19 protein-coding genes are annotated in these 19140 nt (G+C 56.0%); 12 read left to right on the top strand and 7 right to left on the bottom strand.

Features of this window, described 5'->3' with window-relative positions; translation table 11 throughout:
* Positions 1 to 2 precede the first annotated feature (2 nt).
* The gene (locus NKJ21_RS15965; protein WP_162822962.1) at positions 3 to 119 is read left to right on the top strand and encodes a hypothetical protein; all 117 of its coding nucleotides are present in this window, start codon (positions 3 to 5) and stop codon (positions 117 to 119) included.
* Here the strand turns inward: NKJ21_RS15965 and NKJ21_RS15960 are convergent.
* The 3 genes from NKJ21_RS15960 to yfcG all read right to left on the bottom strand — a co-directional run bounded on the left by NKJ21_RS15960 (position 99) and on the right by yfcG (position 2068).
* On the bottom strand, positions 99 to 992 hold the full coding sequence (locus NKJ21_RS15960; protein WP_022066031.1) for a TIGR01777 family oxidoreductase: 894 nt from the start codon (positions 990 to 992) through the stop codon (positions 99 to 101). The two genes, NKJ21_RS15965 and NKJ21_RS15960, sit on opposite strands and share 21 nt — an antisense overlap.
* A gap of 18 nt (positions 993 to 1010) precedes the next feature.
* Positions 1011 to 1373 carry a dihydroneopterin triphosphate 2'-epimerase gene (gene folX / locus NKJ21_RS15955; protein ID WP_002913200.1) on the bottom strand — a complete coding sequence of 121 codons (363 nt, stop codon included), beginning with the start codon at positions 1371 to 1373 and terminating at the stop codon, positions 1011 to 1013.
* A 65-nt stretch (positions 1374 to 1438) separates the two neighbouring features.
* Entirely contained in the window at positions 1439 to 2068 is a 630-nt protein-coding gene (yfcG, locus tag NKJ21_RS15950; protein ID WP_008803935.1) for a GSH-dependent disulfide bond oxidoreductase, read from the bottom strand.
* A 190-nt stretch (positions 2069 to 2258) separates the two neighbouring features.
* On the opposite strand from yfcG, the gene yfcF reads away from it, so the two are divergent.
* Genes yfcF through yfcD form a run of 3 tightly spaced genes read left to right on the top strand, consistent with a single transcriptional unit; the run spans position 2259 to position 4114 of the window.
* On the top strand, positions 2259 to 2903 hold the full coding sequence (yfcF, locus tag NKJ21_RS15945; protein WP_110193243.1) for a glutathione transferase: 645 nt from the start codon (positions 2259 to 2261) through the stop codon (positions 2901 to 2903).
* 56 nt (positions 2904 to 2959) lie between these two features.
* A complete protein-coding gene (gene yfcE / locus NKJ21_RS15940; protein WP_254732995.1) occupies positions 2960 to 3511 on the top strand; it encodes a phosphodiesterase in 552 nt (183 codons plus the stop codon).
* Between the two features lie 57 nt (positions 3512 to 3568).
* Entirely contained in the window at positions 3569 to 4114 is a 546-nt protein-coding gene (gene yfcD, locus NKJ21_RS15935) for an NUDIX hydrolase YfcD (protein ID WP_012540981.1), read from the top strand.
* A 90-nt stretch (positions 4115 to 4204) separates the two neighbouring features.
* Here yfcD and pta read toward each other — a convergent pair whose 3' ends face one another.
* On the bottom strand, positions 4205 to 6352 hold the full coding sequence (gene pta / locus NKJ21_RS15930) for a phosphate acetyltransferase (RefSeq protein ID WP_012967509.1): 2148 nt from the start codon (positions 6350 to 6352) through the stop codon (positions 4205 to 4207).
* A 200-nt stretch (positions 6353 to 6552) separates the two neighbouring features.
* Positions 6553 to 7755 carry an acetate kinase gene (gene ackA / locus NKJ21_RS15925; protein WP_008803940.1) on the bottom strand — a complete coding sequence of 401 codons (1203 nt, stop codon included), beginning with the start codon at positions 7753 to 7755 and terminating at the stop codon, positions 6553 to 6555.
* Positions 7756 to 8093: 338 nt separating this feature from the next.
* Between ackA and yfbV the strand changes: the two genes are divergently transcribed.
* The 4 genes from yfbV to NKJ21_RS15905 all read left to right on the top strand — a co-directional run bounded on the left by yfbV (position 8094) and on the right by NKJ21_RS15905 (position 11711).
* On the top strand, positions 8094 to 8549 hold the full coding sequence (gene yfbV / locus NKJ21_RS15920) for a terminus macrodomain insulation protein YfbV (RefSeq protein WP_239270705.1): 456 nt from the start codon (positions 8094 to 8096) through the stop codon (positions 8547 to 8549).
* 87 nt (positions 8550 to 8636) lie between these two features.
* On the top strand, positions 8637 to 9131 hold the full coding sequence (locus NKJ21_RS15915; RefSeq protein WP_012540982.1) for a YfbU family protein: 495 nt from the start codon (positions 8637 to 8639) through the stop codon (positions 9129 to 9131).
* Between the two features lie 11 nt (positions 9132 to 9142).
* Positions 9143 to 9802, top strand: coding sequence for a sugar phosphatase (locus tag NKJ21_RS15910; RefSeq protein ID WP_008803942.1), 660 nt, complete (start codon positions 9143 to 9145; stop codon positions 9800 to 9802).
* A 76-nt stretch (positions 9803 to 9878) separates the two neighbouring features.
* Positions 9879 to 11711: an SLC13 family permease gene (locus NKJ21_RS15905; protein ID WP_008803943.1), complete on the top strand. Its 1833-nt coding sequence runs from the start codon at positions 9879 to 9881 to the stop codon at positions 11709 to 11711.
* Between the two features lie 45 nt (positions 11712 to 11756).
* Here NKJ21_RS15905 and yfbR read toward each other — a convergent pair whose 3' ends face one another.
* Entirely contained in the window at positions 11757 to 12356 is a 600-nt protein-coding gene (gene yfbR, locus NKJ21_RS15900) for a 5'-deoxynucleotidase (RefSeq protein ID WP_002913188.1), read from the bottom strand.
* A gap of 81 nt (positions 12357 to 12437) precedes the next feature.
* Positions 12438 to 13655 carry an alanine transaminase AlaA gene (alaA, locus tag NKJ21_RS15895; protein ID WP_008803944.1) on the bottom strand — a complete coding sequence of 406 codons (1218 nt, stop codon included), beginning with the start codon at positions 13653 to 13655 and terminating at the stop codon, positions 12438 to 12440.
* Positions 13656 to 14531: 876 nt separating this feature from the next.
* Here alaA and NKJ21_RS15890 point away from each other — a divergent pair.
* The 4 genes from NKJ21_RS15890 (at position 14532) to nuoC (ending at position 19140) form a co-directional block, all read left to right on the top strand.
* Positions 14532 to 15458 (top strand): LysR family transcriptional regulator, encoded by a 927-nt coding sequence (locus NKJ21_RS15890; RefSeq protein WP_032740184.1) that lies wholly within the window; start codon positions 14532 to 14534, stop codon positions 15456 to 15458.
* 649 nt (positions 15459 to 16107) lie between these two features.
* A complete protein-coding gene (gene nuoA, locus NKJ21_RS15885) occupies positions 16108 to 16554 on the top strand; it encodes an NADH-quinone oxidoreductase subunit NuoA (RefSeq protein ID WP_002913181.1) in 447 nt (148 codons plus the stop codon).
* Positions 16555 to 16569: 15 nt separating this feature from the next.
* Entirely contained in the window at positions 16570 to 17244 is a 675-nt protein-coding gene (gene nuoB, locus NKJ21_RS15880) for an NADH-quinone oxidoreductase subunit NuoB (protein WP_002913178.1), read from the top strand.
* A gap of 87 nt (positions 17245 to 17331) precedes the next feature.
* The gene (gene nuoC, locus NKJ21_RS15875; protein ID WP_008803946.1) at positions 17332 to 19140 is read left to right on the top strand and encodes an NADH-quinone oxidoreductase subunit C/D; all 1809 of its coding nucleotides are present in this window, start codon (positions 17332 to 17334) and stop codon (positions 19138 to 19140) included.

The raw sequence follows: 19140 nt of genomic DNA, 5'->3' as shown, positions 1-19140 counted from the left end.
ATATGGCGATGCTGCAGCGCCAGGGGGAGGCCATCCAGGCGTGGAGCATGAGCCAGCAGAATGGAATCAGGAGGGCCAATGCTCCCCTGTGTCAGCCATTAACTCAGCACATCCTTTAGCGCTTCTTCCAGATCGTACCAGCGGAAGGCGAAGCCAGCGGCTTCCAGTCGCTTAGGCAGCGCGCGCTGGCCACCGAGTACCAGGACGGCAGACTCACCCATCAGCAGGCGAATAGCAGCGGCAGGAACGCGGAAAATGGCTGGTCGATTGAGCGCATGACCCAAGGCGTGGGCGAACTGTTCGTTATGCACCGGGTAGGGAGAAACCATATTGAACGGACCGCGTAGATCGTTATCCAGCAGCCACAGAATGCCGTTAACCATATCGTCGATATGGATCCAGGCCAGATACTGTCTGCCGCTGCCGATAGGCCCACCGAGGCCGAGCTTAAAGGCGGGCGTCATTTTGCCGAGAATACCGCCCCGCGGGGCCAGTACCACGCCGGTGCGCAGCAGGCAGACGCGGGTACGTTCGCTTTGCGCTTCGCAGGCAATTTGCTCCCAGCGGGCGCAAAGCTTATGGGTAAACTCATTGTGCGGTGGTTCTTCTTCGGTCACCACCACCTCGCCGAGATCGCCGTAGTAGCCGGTGGCAGACCCGCTGATCAGCACGGAGGGAGGCGTGTCGCTGGCGTGGATCAGGCCCACCAGCCGCTGAGTGAGATCCCAGCGGCTATGGCACAAGCGTTGTTTCTGCTCGGCCGTCCAGCGTTTATCAGCTATGGGCTCACCTGCCAGATTAATAACGGCATCAATATCATTGAGGTGGTGATGGCCTTCGAAATCGCGCCACAGCGTGACGCGCGGATCGAGGCGGGCGCGGGCGCTATCCGGGTGCCGCGTGGAAACCGTGACGCTATGCCCCAGCTCCAGCAACCGGGGTATCAGATGTCGGCCAATCAGGCCGGTGCCACCCGTAAGCAGGATCTTCATACCACCTCCCTGACATCGTTATCGCCGCCAGCTCATGGTCATCGACACCGAGTCGGCATAGCGTAGCGCATGAAGTTTATCGATCTCCACTTCAGCATATGTGACCCAGTGATGTTCGCATGCGATATTCAGCACATCCTGAGTTAATTTTTCCAGCAACGAGAAACGGCCATTCTCAAGATGGCTGATGATGCGCTTGGTAATGGTGCGGTAGTTCAGCGCATCATTGATGTCTTCGCTATCGCGCGCCTTATCGGCGGGATAGTGAATCGCCACATTCACCACCACGTCCTGGCGGTTGGCGATCTCTTCCTCTTTAATTCCAATAAAAGTACGCAGGCGCAGGTTCTTAATACGAATAATGGCGTCTGGTTGAGACATTGCAGGCTTCCTCCGTGTTGTAAGTTCTGCAATCATACAACAAAGCGCGACGGGCGAGCAGGGGGTTAATAAGGCTGAATTTTTAGCATCGCTTCAATGGTCGCCGGTCGCTGCTTAATGCGCTCATACCAGTTATGCACCGCCGGATAGTTCGCCAGATCGATACGCTGTCGGACATGGCTGTTGACCCAGGGCCAGGCGGCAATATCGGCGATGCTGTAATGGTCGCCGCCAAGCCACGGACTGGCTTCGAGGCGGTGGTTGAGAACCCCGTACAGTCGCTGGGTTTCCACCTGAAAACGTTCAATGGCATAGGGCACCGTTTGCGGCGCCGAGTGGGCAAAATGCTGATTTTGTCCCAGCATCGGCCCAAGACCGCCGACCTGCCAGAATAGCCATTGCAGAGTAATATAGCGCTCCCGCAGTTCACCGCTCAGCAGCTTGCCGCTTTTCTCCGCCAGATAGAGCAGGATGGCGCCGGACTCGAAGACGCTCAACGGCGCCCCGCCATCGACAGGCATATGGTCGACAATCGCCGGGATTTTGTTATTCGGCGAAATCGCCAGAAACTGTGGATGAAACTGCTCCCCTTTGCCGATATCGACCCGAATTAGCCGATAGGCCAGCTGCGCCTCTTCGAGAAACAGGGTGATTTTGTGGCCGTTTGGGGTGGGTGCATAGTAGAGATCGATCATAATATTTCCCGCCGTCGTGGGTCGCAAACTGTTCGAGTATAGGTGAAGCTGCGCAACCCGGGTGGAAATCCGCGAGCGGCGCATCGGTCTGGAGGCAGCCAGGTGATGCTGACTCGCGGACGAGCAGTGACATCCCCGGCAAGCCAGGCTATGTTGGCTTATTGTCCTGTCTACCATCCTTGAGGAAGCCATGAGCCAGCCTGTGATTACCCTGTGGTCCGATGCCGATTTTTTCTCACCGTATGTGATGTCTGTCTATGTCGCCCTGCAGGAAAAGAGCCTGCCTTTTAGCCTTAAAACCGTCGACCTGAACCGCGGCGAACATCTGCAGGCCGGCTGGACGGGCTATACCGCCACCCGTCGCGTACCGCTGCTGGAGGTTGATGATTTCGCGCTGAGCGAGTCCTCGGCGATTACCGAGTATCTGGATGAGCGTTTCGCCCCGCCGGAGTGGGAGCGTATATACCCGCATGATCTGCAAAATCGCGCCCGCGCCCGGCAGATCCAGGCCTGGCTGCGCAGCGATCTGGTGCCGATTCGTGAAGAGCGATCGACCGCCGTGGTGTTTGGCGGGGTGAAAATGCCGGCCCTCAGCGAGGCAGGCAAGCAATCTGCGGAAAAACTGTTTACCACCGCCGCCATGCTACTGGCCCACGGCGGGCAAAATTTATTTGGCGAATGGTCCATTGCCGACGCCGACCTGGCGCTGATGCTCAATCGTCTGGTTCTCAATGGCGATGAGGTGCCGGAGACGCTGGCCGATTATGCGACTTTTCAGTGGCAACGGGCCTCAATCCAGCGTTACGCCGCGCTTTCCGCCAAACGCGCAGGCTGATCGCCCGCCGCGCTTCCGCTATCATAGTGGCATTGTAACCAGTGGAGATGGAATCTATGAAACTGATGTTTGCCTCCGATATTCACGGTTCGCTGCCCGCTACGGAACGCGTGCTTGAACGATTCGCGCAAAGCGGCGCCAGGTGGCTTATTATTCTCGGCGATGTGCTCAATCACGGGCCACGCAATGCGCTGCCGGAAGGGTATGCGCCGGCGGAGGTGGCCGAGCGGCTTAACAGCGTGGCGGAGCGCATTATTGTCGTTCGCGGCAATTGCGACAGCGAAGTGGATCAGATGCTACTTCGTTTTCCCATGACCGCGCCCTGGCAACAGGTGCTCAGCGAACGCTACCGCCTGTTTCTGACCCATGGCCATCTTTATAGCCCGGAAAATTTGCCGCCGCTGGACGCTGGCGATGTTCTGGCTTACGGCCATACTCATATTCCGGTTGCGGAAAAACGCGGTGCGATCTACCTGTTTAACCCTGGCTCAGTGAGTATCCCGAAAGGGGGATATTCCGCCAGCTATGGGCTGCTGGATCAGGGGCGTCTGCAGGTTTTAGCACTCAATGATAATCAGGTTATTGCAGAGGTCGCAATTTACCCGTAATTTAGCCCTCAATCATAAAGACGCGCCGCGAGAGCGCTTTCAAAGTAAGGTTTCCTGATGGCGGAACAGAATCATTTGGCAAGCACAGAATGGGTCGATATTGTTAATGAAAACAATGAGGTGATAGCACAATCCAGCCGCGAGCAGATGCGCGCGCAGTGCCTGCGTCACCGGGCGACCTATATCGTCGTTCACGACGGAATGGGAAAAATTCTGGTGCAGCGACGCACCGAGACAAAAGACTTTCATCCGGGCATGCTGGATGCCACCGCCGGCGGCGTCGTTCAGGCCGATGAGCAACTGCTGGAGTCTGCCCGTCGCGAGGCCGAAGAAGAGTTAGGCATCGCGGGAGTACCGTTTGCCGATCACGGTCAGTTTTACTACGAAGATAAGTTCTGTCGCGTCTGGGGAAGCCTGTTCAGCTGCGTCTCGCATGGGCCATTTGCGCTGCAGGAAGAAGAGGTCAGCGAGGTGTGTTGGTTAACGCCGGAAGAGATCACCGCCCGCTGCGATGAATTCACGCCGGACTCGCTGAAAGCGCTGGCGCTGTGGATGACCCGTAACGCGGGTAATGAGTATGATGACGCGGAAGAGGGCGAGTAATACCGCAATCGCGCAGCAGCAACAGCTGCTCGCCTCCTGACGAAAAAAGGCAGCCATCTGGCTGCCTTTTGCTTTTATCTCAGCGGGGAATTACTTCTGCTGCTGAGCTGACTGGATCGCGGTCAGAGCGATGGTATAGACGATATCGTCAACCAGGGCGCCACGAGACAGGTCGTTGACCGGCTTGCGCATACCCTGCAGCATCGGCCCGATGGAGATCAGGTCGGCAGAGCGCTGTACCGCTTTGTACGTGGTGTTACCGGTGTTCAGATCCGGGAAGATGAACACGGTCGCGCGGCCAGCAACCGGCGAATTCGGCGCTTTGGATTTCGCCACGTCAGCCATGACAGCGGCGTCGTACTGCAGCGGACCATCGATCATCAGGTCAGGACGTTTTTCCTGCGCCAGACGGGTCGCTTCGCGGACTTTCTCGACATCGCTACCCGCGCCGGAGGTACCGGTGGAGTAGGAGAGCATCGCTACGCGCGGTTCGATACCGAAAGCAATGGCGGAGTCAGCGGACTGAATAGCGATTTCCGCCAGCTGTTCTGCCGTCGGATCCGGGTTGATCGCGCAGTCGCCGTAGACATAAACCTGTTCCGGCAGCAGCATGAAGAATACGGAAGAGACCAGCGAGCTGCCCGGTGCGGTTTTGATCAGCTGCAGCGGCGGACGAATGGTGTTGGCGGTGGTGTGAACCGCGCCGGACACCAGGCCGTCGACTTCGTCTTGTTCCAGCATCAGGGTGCCGAGAACCACGTTGTCTTCCAGCTGCTCGCGAGCGACGGCTTCGGTCATGCCCTTGCTCTTACGCAGTTCGACCAGGCGAGCCACGTAGCTTTCGCGAACCACTTCCGGGTCGACGATTTCGATACCCGCGCCCAGCTCAACGCCCTGCGCTGCGGCAACGCGGTTGATCTCATCCGGGTTACCCAGCAGCACACAGGTGGCGATGCCACGTTCCGCACAGATAGCGGCGGCTTTCACGGTACGCGGTTCGTCGCCTTCCGGCAGGACAACGCGTTTGCCGGCTTTGCGCGCCAGCTCGGTCAGCTGGTAGCGGAAGGCTGGCGGGGAGAGACGGCGGCTGCGCTCGGAGGTCGCGGTCAGCGATTCGATCCAGTCGGCGTTGATGTAGTTGGCCACGTATTCCTGAACTTTCTCGATGCGCTCGTGATCGTCAACCGGTACTTCGAGGTTGAAGCTCTGCAGGCTCAGGGAGGTCTGCCAGGTATTGGTATTGACCATAAACACCGGCAGGCCGGTGGCGAAGGCACGTTCGCACAGCTTGCTGATGCGCGCGTCCATTTCATAGCCGCCGGTCAGCAGGATGGCGCCGATTTCCACGCCGTTCATCGCGGCCAGGCAGGCAGCGACCAGCACGTCAGGACGATCTGCCGAGGTGACCAGCAGCGAGCCTGCACGGAAGTGCTCCAGCATGTGTGGGATGCTGCGCGCGCAGAAGGTCACGGATTTCACGCGGCGGGTGTTGATATCGCCTTCGTTGATGATGGTGGCATTCAGGTGATGCGCCATGTCGATCGCGCGGGTGGCGATCAGATCGAAGCTCCACGGCACCGCGCCCAGTACTGGCAGGGAGCTGCCTTTCTGCAGCTGAGCCGGGTCGATCTTCACGACTTTCGCTTTCGACGAGTCGTCGAAGATTTCGGACAGGTCAGGACGGGTACGGCCCTGCTCGTCGACCGGGGCATTCAGTTTGTTGACGATAACGCCGGTAATGCTGGTGTTTTTCGCGCCGCCAAAGCTGTTGCGGGTCAGTTCAATACGCTCGTTCAGCTGCTCTGGCGTATCGGTGCCCTGCGACATCACGAAGACGATTTCCGCGTTCAGCGTTTTGGCGATTTCAAAGTTCAGCGCCTGCGCGAACTGATGCTTACGGGTCGGCACCAGGCCTTCCACCAGTACTACTTCCGCGTCCTGAGTGTTCGCGTGATAGTTGGCGATGATCTCTTCCATCAGCACATCTTTCTGATTGCTGGAGAGCAGAGATTCAACGTGGTTCATCTTCAGCGGTTCAGCGGCGGTGGTCGTGGAGGAGCTGGCGCGAACGATGGTGGTGGTCTGGTCTGGCGCATCGCCACCGGAGCGCGGTTGGGCGATTGGTTTAAAGACGCTCAGACGAACGCCTTTGCGTTCCATAGCACGGATCACACCGAGGCTGACGCTGGTCAGGCCTACGCTGGTACCGGTAGGAATTAACATGATAGTACGGGACACGGTATATCCTCTTTCGTTACCGCCAGTATCAGGCGGGATACAAAACAGCACCACCAGCTACCCGTCATACTTCAAGTTGCATGCGCGTTGGCTCTACTTGCTCACCCCGGTCGCGTACGCTGTGTACGTGACCGGGGATTTGCTGCGTCGCCGCCTTCCTGCAGCTCGAATTATTGAAGGTTATGGCTGGCGGTGTGGAATTAAGCGGTCAGACGGCTGGCGTCTTGCGCGATGACCAGTTCTTCATTGGTCGGGATAACCACGGCAGGACGGGTGCCTTCTTTGTTGATGAAGCCAGACTTGCCGAAACGGGCAGCCAGGTTACGTTCGTGGTCAACTTCGAAGCCCAGTACGCCCAGTTTGCCCAGCGACAGTTCACGCACCATCGCGGCGTTTTCACCGATACCGCCGGTGAAGATAACGGCGTCGAGACGACCGTCCATCAGCGCGGTGTAGGAGCCGATGTATTTCGCCAGGCGGTGGCAGTAGACATCCATCGCGCGTTTAGCGTCGGCTTTTTCCTGGTAGTTGTCTTCCACGTAGCGGCAGTCGCTGGTGACTTCGGTCAGACCCAGCAGGCCGGACTCTTTGGTCAGCATTTTGTTGATCGCGTCAACGCTCATGCCCAGGGTGTCGTGCAGATGGAAGATGATTGCCGGGTCGATGTCGCCGGAGCGGGTACCCATCACCAGACCTTCCAGCGGCGTCAGCCCCATAGAGGTATCAACGCATTTACCGTTACGGATAGCGGAAACAGAACCACCGTTGCCGAGGTGGCAGGTGATGATGTTCAGCTCTTCCACCGGCTTGTTCAGGATCTTAGCGGCTTCCTGAGTCACATAGAAGTGGCTGGTGCCGTGCGCGCCGTAACGACGAACGCCATGCTCTTTGTACAGGCTGTACGGCAGGGCGTAGAGATAGGATTCTTCCGGCATGGTCTGGTGGAACGCCGTATCGAATACGGCCACGTTTTTGTCTTTCAGATGCGGGAAGGATTTCAGCGCTTCAGCGATGCCGATCAGGTGTGCCGGGTTGTGCAGCGGTGCGAAAGACGCTGCGTCTTTAATACCCTGAATCACAGACTCGTCGATCACCACGGAGCTGGTGTATTTTTCACCGCCGTGTACGATACGGTGGCCGATTGCGGTCAGCTGAGCAGACAGTTCTGGTTTTTGTGCCAGAATAGTGTTAACGATAAAGTTCAGTGCTTCACTGTGCGCGGCACCGGCGCCTAATTCAGCTTCTTGCTTGCCGCCGTCAATTTTCCATTTGATACGGGCTTCCGGCAGGTGGAAGCATTCCGCTAAACCGGACAGATATTCGTCGCCGTTAACGGCATCAAGGATAGCAAATTTCAGAGAGGAGCTACCGCAGTTCAGAACCAGTACTAACTTACTCGACATGGAAGTACCTTTTTATGATACGTGGCTAAAAAAACGTCAGTGTGTCATTAGCGTAGCGCAGGATGACCTCGACATTTATGATTAACATCATGCCTTGTTCTGTTTTCGGGCACGATGAGAGAAGTACATTTGATTTTATGCCATTTTGCATAATTTTCAGCCAATGGCAGAATATGCGATAATTTGACTAGCCTGGCAAAAGAGTCTATCCGCCCTTTCAGGCGGGCACAGGATACCTGATTGCGGCATCCTTTGCCAAAATCTTTTGAACGATGTCATGCATAGTTGGTGTTTTGCACGAATTTTTTAAGTTTTATATGTAAAGTTGAGGTAAAGCCATGTCGACCCCTGAGAAACGCCCCGTTAGCTTCTTTAGCTTGTTCAACCGCGGGCAGCATTACGCAAAGACCTGGCCTCTCGACAAGCGCCTCGCGCCGGTGTTTATCGAAAACCGCATTATTCGTGCCACCCGCTATGCTATCCGTATCATGCCGCCGATCGCCATTTTTACGCTGTGCTGGCAGATAGCCCTGGGCGGCCAGCTGGGTCCCGCTGTCGCCACCGCGCTGTTTGCCCTGAGCCTGCCGATGCAGGGATTATGGTGGTTGGGTAAGCGTTCGGTGACGCCGCTGCCGCCCTCCATTCTTAACTGGTTTTACGAAGTGCGCGGCAAACTGCAGGAGGCGGGGCAGGCGCTGGCGCCGGTCGAAGGCAAGCCCGATTATCAGACGCTGGCTGACACGCTTAAGCGCGCCTTCAAACAACTGGATAAAACTTTCCTTGATGATTTGTAATTCACTACGGAAAACGCATATAAAAGAAGGCGCATGATTTATGCGCCTTCTTTATTTCACGCCCTACCGTGCTACAGGAGTCACAACATGGAAATGACCAATGCGCAGCGTCTGATTTTATCCAATCAGTACAAAATGATGACGATGCTCGACCCGGACAATGCGGAACGCTACCGTCGTCTGCAGACCATCATTGAGCGTGGGTATGGGCTGCAGATGCGCGAACTGGACCGCGAGTTTGGCCAGCTGACGGAAGAAACCTGCCGTACCGTTATCGATATCATGGAGATGTACCACGCGCTACATGTCTCCTGGACCAACCTGAAAGACGCGGCGGGTATCGACGAGCGTCGGGTTACCTTCCTCGGATTTGATGCCGCCACCGAAGCGCGTTTTCTCGGCTATGTACGCTTTATGGTCAATATTGAAGGCCGCTACAGCCATTTTGACGCCGGCACTCATGGCTTTAACTCGCAGACCCCGATGTGGGAGAAATATCAGCGGATGCTGAGCGTCTGGCACGCCTGTCCGCGCCAGTATCACCTGAGCAGTAATGAAATTAACCAAATTATCAATGCCTGAGGGAGGTGCCCGTGCAGTGTAAAGGTTTCCTGTTCGATTTAGACGGGACGCTGGTGGATTCCTTGCCGGTGGTGGAGCGTTCATGGTGTAAGTGGGGCGATCGTTTCGCCATTGACCATGATGAAATTCTCAGTTTTATTCACGGCAAGCAGGCCATTACCTCTATTCGCCATTTTATGCCGGGTCGTAGCGAGGAGGATATCCAGGCCGAATTCCGCTTCCTCGAGCAGATTGAAGCCACTGATATCGAGGGCATTGTCGCTCTGCCGGGGGCGTTAACCCTGCTGAGTACCCTCAATGAGGCTGGGATCCCATGGGCGATTGTCACTTCCGGGTCGGTGCCGGTTGCCCACGCGCGTCATCGCGCGGCAGGCCTGCCGATGCCGGAGGTCTTCATCACCGCTGAGCAGGTAAAACACGGAAAACCGGCGCCGGACGCCTATCTGCTGGGCGCCGAGCGGCTGGGACTACCGGCCGATCAGTGCGCGGTGGTAGAAGATGCGCCGGCGGGGTTGCTCTCCGGCCTGGCGGCGGGGTGTCGCACCATCGCGGTCAACGTGCCTGCCGATGCCCCTCGACTGGATGAAGCCGACCTCGTGCTGAGTAGCCTGGACGATCTGGTGATCGAACGCCAGGCGGACGGCTATGTTAATGTGCGTCTTAAAGCGTAAACGTATGATTTCGCCCCGCGTTGCCGGGGCTTTTTTATGCCACTATGTCGACTCCCACTTGTGACAAGGAAACGTTGTGAACGGTGAATTGATTTGGGTTTTATCCCTTCTGGCTATCGCGGTTGTGCTGTTTGCTACCGGCAAGGTGCGCATGGATGCTATCGCCCTGATGGTCATTGTCGCCTTCGTCCTCAGCGGCACGCTGACGCTGAATGAAGCCTTTTCCGGGTTCAGCGATCCTAACGTGATCCTGATTGCCGCCCTGTTTATTATCGGTGATGGCCTGGTGCGTACCGGGGTGGCCACCAAGATGGGGGCGTGGCTGGTGAGTGTGGCGGGCAACAGCGAAACCAAGATGCTGGTTTACCTGATGCTCACCGTCGCCGGGCTGGGTGCGTTTATGAGTTCAACCGGGGTGGTCGCCATTTTCATTCCGGTAGTGCTCAGCGTGTCGGCGCGGATGAATACCTCTCCCTCGCGGCTGATGATGCCGCTGAGCTTTGCCGGACTTATCAGCGGGATGATGACCCTGGTCGCAACGCCCCCCAACCTGGTCGTCAACAGTGAACTGCTGCGCGAAGGGCTGCACGGCTTCAGTTTTTTCAGCGTCACGCCGATTGGCCTGGTGGTGCTGATCCTGGGCATCGTCTATATGCTGGCGGTGCGCTTTATGCTGAAGACAGAGAATGGCGAATCCGCGCGTGATGGCCGTAAAAGAAGCACCTTCCGCGATCTGATCCGCGAATATCACCTCACTGGCCGCGCCCGCCGGCTGGCGATCCGTCCTGGTTCGCCGATGATCGGCCAGCGTCTTGATGATTTAAAACTGCGTGAGCGGTACTGTGCCAACGTCATCGGCGTCGAACGCTGGCGGCGGTTCCGTCGGGTGATTGTTAACGTCAACGGGGTATCGGAATTCCGCGCCCGCGACGTCCTGCTGATCGATATGTCCGCCTCCGATGTCGACTTACGCCAGTTCTGTGGTGAGCAGATGCTCGAGCCGATGGTGCTGCGCGGCGAGTATTTTGCCGATCAGGCGCTGGATGTGGGCATGGCGGAGGTGTCGCTGATCCCGGATTCGGAGATGATTGGGAAAACGGTGCGTGAGATAGCGTTCCGCACCCGGTTTGGTCTCAATATCGTCGGCATGAAGCGCGATGGCGAGGCGATGGATGGTTCCGTGGTCGATGAGCCGCTGCAGCTCGGCGATATCCTGCTGGTGGTCGGCAACTGGCGGCAAATTGCCCTGCTGGCGAAGCGTGGGCGTGATTTCGTGGTGCTCAATATGCCGGTTGAAGTGGATGACGCTTCGCCGGCACACAGCCAGGCTCCGCACGCGATTTTCTGTCTGGTGTTGATGGTAGCCCTGATGCTCACTGATGAAATTCCCAACCCGATTGCCGCGATCATCGCCTGCCTGCTGATGGGCAAATTCCGCTGCATCAACGCCGAAAGCGCCTATAAGGCGATCCACTGGCCAAGCATTATTTTGATTGTCGGGATGATGCCGTTTGCCCTGGCGTTGCAGAAAACCGGCGGGGTAGATCTGGTGGTCAAGGGACTGATGGACGTCGCCGGAAGCGAGGGGCCTTATCTGATGCTCGGCTGCCTGTTTGTAATGTGCGCAGCGATAGGCCTGTTCATCTCTAATACCGCGACCGCGGTCCTGATGGCGCCTATAGCCCTGGCAGCAGCGAAGTCAATGGGGGTGTCGCCCTATCCCTTCGCCATGGTGGTGGCGATGGCGGCTTCGGCGGCGTTTATGACTCCGGTTTCCTCGCCGGTCAACACCCTGGTGCTTGGCCCGGGTAAGTATTCCTTCAGCGACTTTGTGAAGATTGGCGTGCCCTTCACCGTACTGGTGATGGTGGTCTGCGTGCTGCTGATCCCGGTACTGTTTCCGTTTTAAGGGTGTCAGGCCGGGTAGGGCGCAACCGCTGCCCGGCCTGAAAAATTACAGTGGCGAATCCTGACTTATTTCATCCAGCGACAGCTGGAAGCTCGGGACAAACACCTGCATAAAGTAATCCATCTCTGCGCTTCGCCGCGACGCCAGCGTCTTTTCCAGACGGCCTTTGGCCAGCAGAAATTCGTTGTTACCCGCAGACAGCTCTTCGAGGCACTTCAGGTAAGCGCAGAGGGCGTCAGCCTGTTTAACGATCGACTGCTCTTCCTCACTGTAGTGATGCTCATCAATCAGCGGCTCGAAAATATCGCGCAGCTCGTCAGGGACCATATCCACCAGCTTTTGCTGAGCAATTTTCTCAATCGCCTTATATTCCTGGGCAATCTGGGAGTTGAAATATTTCACCGGGGTAGGGAGGTCGCCAGTTAATACTTCGGAGGCGTCATGGTACATCGCCAGCAGGGCGATACGTTCGGCGTTGACCTGGCCGCCAAATTTACGGTTTTTAATTGCCGCCAGCGCATGGGCGACCATCGCCACCTGCAGACTGTGTTCGGAGACATTTTCGGTGCGCACGTTGCGCATCAGCGGCCAGCGGTTAATCAGTTTCAGGCGGGAGAGGTGGGCAAAGAAATGACTCTGACTCATAGGAACCCTTAATCAGTGACAACATCGGGTTCCATTGTGCGCAGGGATCGCCGCCGGATGCAAATGCCGGCGGCGTAGCGATTAAAGCTGGTGGTAGCCGGAGAGGAAGCGGCCAAAGCGGGAGATCGCCATCTCCAGGTCGTCTTCACGAGGCAGCGTCACAATGCGCACATGATCCGGCCACGGCCAGTTGAACGCGGTACCCTGCACCAGCAGGACTTTCTCCTGCAACAGGAAGTCGAGCACCATTTTCTGGTCGTCGTGAATATTGAAGCGTTTGGCATCGATTTTCGGGAACATATACAACGCGCCTTTTGGCTTCATGCAGGAGACACCCGGAATATCGTTGATCAGCTCCCAGGCGCGGTTGCGTTGTTCATACAGGCGCCCGCCGGGAATGATGAATTCGCTGATACTCTGGTAGCCGCCCAGCGCCGTCTGGATAGCATGTTGTGCCGGCACGTTGGCGCACAGACGCATCGACGCCAGCATCTCCAGGCCTTCGATATAGCCCTTCGCGTGTTTTTTCGGGCCATTCAGCACCATCCACCCCTGACGGAAACCGGCAACACGGTAGGTTTTCGACAGTCCGTTGAAGGTCACGGTTAGCAGATCTGGCGCCAGAGCAGCAATCGAGTGATGCTGGGCTTCGTCGTAGAGGATCTTATCGTAGATCTCATCGGCGAAAATAATCAGGTTATGCTGCCGGGCGATCTCGACGATCTCCTGCAGCAGTTCTTTGGAATAGACCGCGCCGGTGGGGTTGTTGGGGTTAATGATCACGATCCCGCGGGTGCGCGGCGTGATTTTTGCGCGGATATCGTCAAGATCCGGGAACCAGTCAGCGGATTCGTCACACAGATAGTGGACCGCTTTGCCACTGGAAAGCGAGACCGCCGCCGTCCACAGTGGGTAGTCCGGCGCGGGAACCAGCATCTCATCGCCGCTGTTTAACAGCGCCTGCATCGCCTGCACAATCAGTTCGGACACGCCGTTGCCGATGTAAATATCTTCTACCGTGACATCACGCATTCCCCGGGCCTGGTAATGCTGCATGATGGCTTTGCGCGCCGAATACAACCCTTTCGAATCGCAGTAACCCTGGGCAGTAGGCAGATTGCGGATGACGTCGACGAGGATCTCGTCAGGGGCCTCGAAGCCGAATGGCGCCGGGTTGCCGATGTTCAGTTTCAGAACTTTATTGCCTTCTTCCTCAAGACGTTTCGCTTCTTTCAGAACCGGGCCACGGATGTCGTAACAGACGTTCTCTAACTTGCTGGATTTTTCGATGGGGGACATGAATCTTGACCTTTTAGCTGTTATCGCCACTCCCTGCCGTGGAAGTCAGCACGGAACAATGTACTCCGCATCCCCGCTGTTTTGAAGGCTTTGCAGGAGAAGATTTTGCTAACGCAGGATTTTAAGCGTAATTGATTTATCTGCCGCTTACGGTTTTAGGTTGTAGGTTATAACTGCTTATGATGCTTTTTTTGGTCGTATATGTAGACCATATGCCTTTTTTGCCATCATTTATCTGGTTTGTTTGTGTGACGAAGGGGCGAACGAAGAATGTTGGCAGACTAAACAACGCTATCCTTAATACAATAGGGACTGATTTGTAATTTTGATGTTAAATAATATCAATAAAAAACAGTCCGCGGGGGCATTATTATTATTTTTGACAGGTAATAATCTGAGGTTTGTTAATTTATATAAAACGTTGAAAAAAATTTAAAATTATCTGAGTTAATCCTTATTTAGGCTTATAAAAAGGGCGGGAATCGGTTAGAATATCGCCGTTAATATCAGTGATAGCCGGTAAGCACTCCGGTTGGATTGATGTTTAATATATTGTTATTACAGGATTTTATTGTTCATTCTTCCCTGTGTGAACGCGCGGTGGAAGAGAGACTTTCTCACCACCACTGGCCGCTTTTCCGGAGCGACGCATGACACCTGGCTGGCCGTGGTAATAAATAACAATGAGAAATACGAACAATATATTACTCCGTGGTTCTGCGCATTTGCCCAGACGAGTACTTTGGCATGTAATAACGTTCGTCCAGTTGTTTATCCGCCATCTGACGGTGAGCACGAGGCTCAGGGAATAGCCGGAAACCTGGCGTAAAGCATCAACAAGGCAGGTCAGCGTTAGCCACCTGTAAGTGAAGAAAGATGATTAATACAACACGTCCGATACTCAACCTTGATCTCGATCTGCTGCGCACCTTTGTGGCGGTCGCTGATTTGAACACCTTCGCCGCCGCCGCCGCCGCAGTGTGTCGTACCCAGTCCGCGGTCAGCCAGCAAATGCAACGCCTGGAGCAGCTGGTCGGCAAAGAGCTTTTCGCCCGTCACGGGCGTAATAAACTGCTGACTGAGCAAGGCATCCAGCTACTGGGCTATGCCCGCAAGATCCTGCGTTTTAACGATGAAGCCTGCATGTCGCTGATGTATGGCAGCCTGCAAGGTGGATTGACCATCGGCGCGTCGGAAGAAACGGCCGATACCATCCTGCCGTTTTTATTAAACCGCATCGGCTGCTTCTATCCCAGAATGACGCTGGAGATCAAAGTGCATCCCCATGCCGCCATCATGGCGATGCTGGCCGAGGGGCGGGTGGATCTGGCGCTGACCACCCATCAGCCTCCCGGCTTTACCTCTTTCATCCTGAGAACGTCACCGACCCTCTGGTACTGTGCGGCGGAATATGTGCTGGCGAAAGGGGAGTCTATTCCCCTGATCCTGCTCGAAGAGCCAGGTCCATTCCGCCAGGATATTATTGCCGCGCTGGAGGCGGCCCGCGTCCCATGGCATCTGGCCCATGGCGCGACGTCTCTCTCCGGGGTGAAAGCGGCGGTCAAAGCCGGGCTGGGCGTCACCGCGCGACCCGTCGAAATGATGAGCCCCGATTTGCGCGTGGCTGGCATCAGCGATGGATTGCCTGGCCTGCCGGATACCCGGTATGTGGTCAGTTGCAATCCGCAGACGGTGAGCGAGCTGCCGCAGGTGATTTTTCAGTCACTGAGTCAGGAGAGCGACCCCTGGCGAACGGGGCCGGCACTTACTCCGCAAGAGGGAGATAACACCTTCATTTTGTGAGGGCAATTTTCTAACAAAGATCACAAAAACTGGTAACAGAATGTAAGTGAGCAAAAAGAGCCTCAGGGGAGGGTTTCTCGCCTGGTGGCTCTTTTTTTTGCACTATTATTGATGTTTTGAAAGTTTTTTTTATTTCTTTCCTGAAAAATCAGCGTATTGGCGTGACCGGGCGCTCACCTTGTCGACTTTTCCCTGCACTTTCAACACTTCCTGCTAATGTTAAAAAACCGGACGGATTGTTGCCGATTTCCTGGGGTAATTAACAAAACCGTGTCACAGATCAAGAAAATACCCCTCTTTGGGGGGAGGAATCGAGGCTAAATCCTGTCAAAATAGAAGGGATTTTTGATTTACGACGGAAACGGACACGATTCAACAACACTAAAACCGAACAGTATGCAAGGTTATTTCGCATAAAAGGGCATTTAATGTTAATGAAAAGATTCCAATGTAAATTAATGTTATGAAAACTTTTGTTAAAGTTGACAAAAGGTTAAAGAAAGGGGTAAAAAGCCACGGCATCTGGGCTTCTCACATCAACCAGGGACGCTTTTTTGCACGGTTTTTTTTATTCCTCCCGTGAAACGCTGTGGCGTTCATCTGCCAGTAAGAGCAGAGGGTTTTGGCGCTACACTTTTTTGGTTAAGCAATGCGTATGTCAACATCCACTGAAGTCATCGCTCATCATTGGGCATTCGCTATATTTCTCATCATCGCTATCGGCCTGTGCTGCCTCATGCTCGTCGGCGGCTGGTACCTTGGCGGTCGCGCGCGCGCGCGTAGCAAAAACACGCCGTTTGAATCGGGGATCGACTCCGTTGGTTCGGCCCGCTTACGTCTTTCTGCGAAGTTTTATCTGGTTGCCATGTTCTTCGTTATCTTCGACGTGGAAGCCCTGTATCTCTACGCATGGTCGACTTCTATCCGCGAGAGCGGCTGGGTCGGCTTTGTGGAAGCCGCAATTTTCATTTTAGTGCTACTGGCTGGTCTGGTTTATCTCGTTCGCATCGGCGCACTGGACTGGACGCCTGCGCGTTCCCGTCGCACGCTGGTTAACCCGGAAACAGACAGTCCCACTAACCGTCATATGCAGTAAAAGCGAGGCAATAAGATGGATTATACGCTCACCCGCATAGATCCTAACGGTGAGAACGACCGTTACCCCCTGCAGAAACAGGAGATCGTCACCGACCCCCTGGAGCAGGAAGTCAATAAAAGCGTGTATATGGGGAAACTCGAGCACGCGCTGCATGACATGGTGAACTGGGGCCGTAAGAACTCAATTTGGCCGTATAACTTCGGCCTTTCTTGCTGTTATGTGGAAATGGTGACGTCATTCACTGCGGTGCATGACGTTGCGCGTTTTGGGGCAGAAGTTCTGCGCGCCTCTCCGCGTCAGGCGGACCTGATGGTGGTCGCTGGAACCTGCTTTACCAAAATGGCGCCGGTTATTCAGCGTCTGTACGATCAGATGCTGGAGCCGAAGTGGGTGATCTCCATGGGCGCCTGCGCTAACTCCGGCGGCATGTACGACATCTATTCCGTCGTCCAGGGCGTGGATAAATTCATTCCGGTCGATGTGTACATCCCGGGCTGCCCGCCGCGTCCAGAGGCCTATATGCAGGCGCTGATGCTGCTGCAGGAGTCCATTGGTAAAGAACGTCGTCCGCTCTCATGGGTGGTTGGCGATCAGGGCGTTTATCGCGCCAATATGCAGTCGGAACGCGAGCGTAAACGCGGCGAACGTATTGCAGTGACCAATCTGCGGACGCCGGACGAGATTTAATTTGCGCCTGCGGGCGGGAGTACCACTTCGCAAATCAATCTACAACAACGCGAAGTCTCGCCCGGCAGTCACCACGGACCTTTTGCAATGGTGAACAATATGACCGATTTAACCGCGCATGACGCCGCACCAGCCTGGCAAACCCGCGATCACCTTGATGACCCGGTGATCGGCGAACTGCGCAACCGCTTTGGGCCGGATGCCTTTACCGTTCAGCCAACCCGCACCGGCGTACCGGTGGTGTGGGTGAAGCGTGAGCAACTGCTTGAGGTGGGTGATTTCCTGAAGAAATTGCCGAAGCCTTACGTGATGCTGTTTGACCTGCACGGCATGGACGAACGTCTGCGCACCCACCGCGATGGCCTGCCCGCCGCGGATTTTTCCGTTTTCTATCATCTGATTTCTATCGACCGCAACCGCGACATCATGCTCAAGGTGGCGCTGTCTGAAAACGATCTGCATCTGCCGACTTTCACCAAACTGTTCCCCAACGCCAACTGGTATGAGCGTGAAACCTGGGAAATGTTTGGCATGACCTTCGATGGCCACCCGAACCTGCGCCGTATCATGATGCCGCCGACCTGGGAAGGCCACCCGCTGCGTAAAGACTATCCGGCGCGCGCTACCGAATTCGATCCGTTTGAGCTGACCAAAGCCAAGCAGGATCTGGAGATGGAAGCGTTGACCTTCAAACCGGAAGAGTGGGGCATGAAGCGCAGCACCGACAACGAGGACTTCATGTTCCTCAACCTCGGTCCGAACCACCCGTCGGCCCACGGTGCATTCCGTATTATTCTGCAGCTGGATGGCGAAGAGATCGTCGACTGCGTACCGGACATCGGTTATCACCACCGCGGCGCCGAGAAGATGGGCGAGCGTCAGTCCTGGCACAGCTACATCCCGTATACCGACCGTATTGAATACCTCGGCGGCTGCGTCAACGAGATGCCGTACGTGCTGGCGGTGGAAAAACTGGCCGGGATCACCGTGCCGGATCGCGTGAATGTGATCCGCGTGATGCTCTCCGAACTGTTCCGCATCAACAGCCACCTGCTGTATATCTCGACCTTTATTCAGGACGTCGGCGCGATGACGCCGGTCTTCTTCGCCTTTACCGATCGGCAGAAAATTTACGATCTGGTGGAAGCGATTACCGGGTTCCGTATGCACCCGGCGTGGTTCCGCATCGGCGGTGTCGCGCACGATCTGCCGCGTGGCTGGGATCGCCTGCTGCGGGAATTCCTCGAGTGGATGCCGAAGCGTCTGGATTCTTACGAGAAAGCCGCGCTGCGCAACACTATTCTGAAAGGCCGTTCCGTCGGCGTGGCAGCCTATACCGCCAAAGAGGCGCTGGAGTGGGGCACCACCGGCGCAGGCCTGCGCGCCACCGGTATCGGCTTCGACGTGCGTAAATGGCGTCCTTATTCTGGCTATGAAAACTTCGACTTCGAAGTCCCGACCGGGGGCGGCGTCTCTGACTGCTACACCCGCGTGATGCTGAAAGTCGAAGAGCTGCGCCAGAGCCTGCGCATTCTTCAGCAGTGCCTCGATAACATGCCGGAAGGCCCGTTCAAAGCGGATCACCCGCTGACCACGCCGCCGCCGAAAGAGCGCACGCTGCAGCATATCGAAACCCTGATCACCCACTTCCTGCAGGTATCGTGGGGCCCGGTGATGCCGGCCAACGAATCCTTCCAGATGATTGAGGCGACCAAAGGGATTAACAGTTACTACCTGACCAGCGACGGCAGCACCATGAGCTACCGTACCCGCGTGCGTACGCCGAGCTTTGCGCATCTGCAGCAGATCCCGTCGGCGATCCGCGGCAGCCTGGTATCCGACCTGATCGTCTATCTGGGTAGTATCGATTTTGTTATGTCAGACGTGGACCGCTAA

The sequence above is a fragment of the Klebsiella sp. SWET4 genome (assembly GCF_024296565.1).
Lineage (GTDB): Bacteria > Pseudomonadota > Gammaproteobacteria > Enterobacterales > Enterobacteriaceae > Klebsiella > Klebsiella variicola.
Note: the sequence above shows the minus strand (reverse complement) of the source record. Positions and strands in the feature narration are given on the sequence as shown.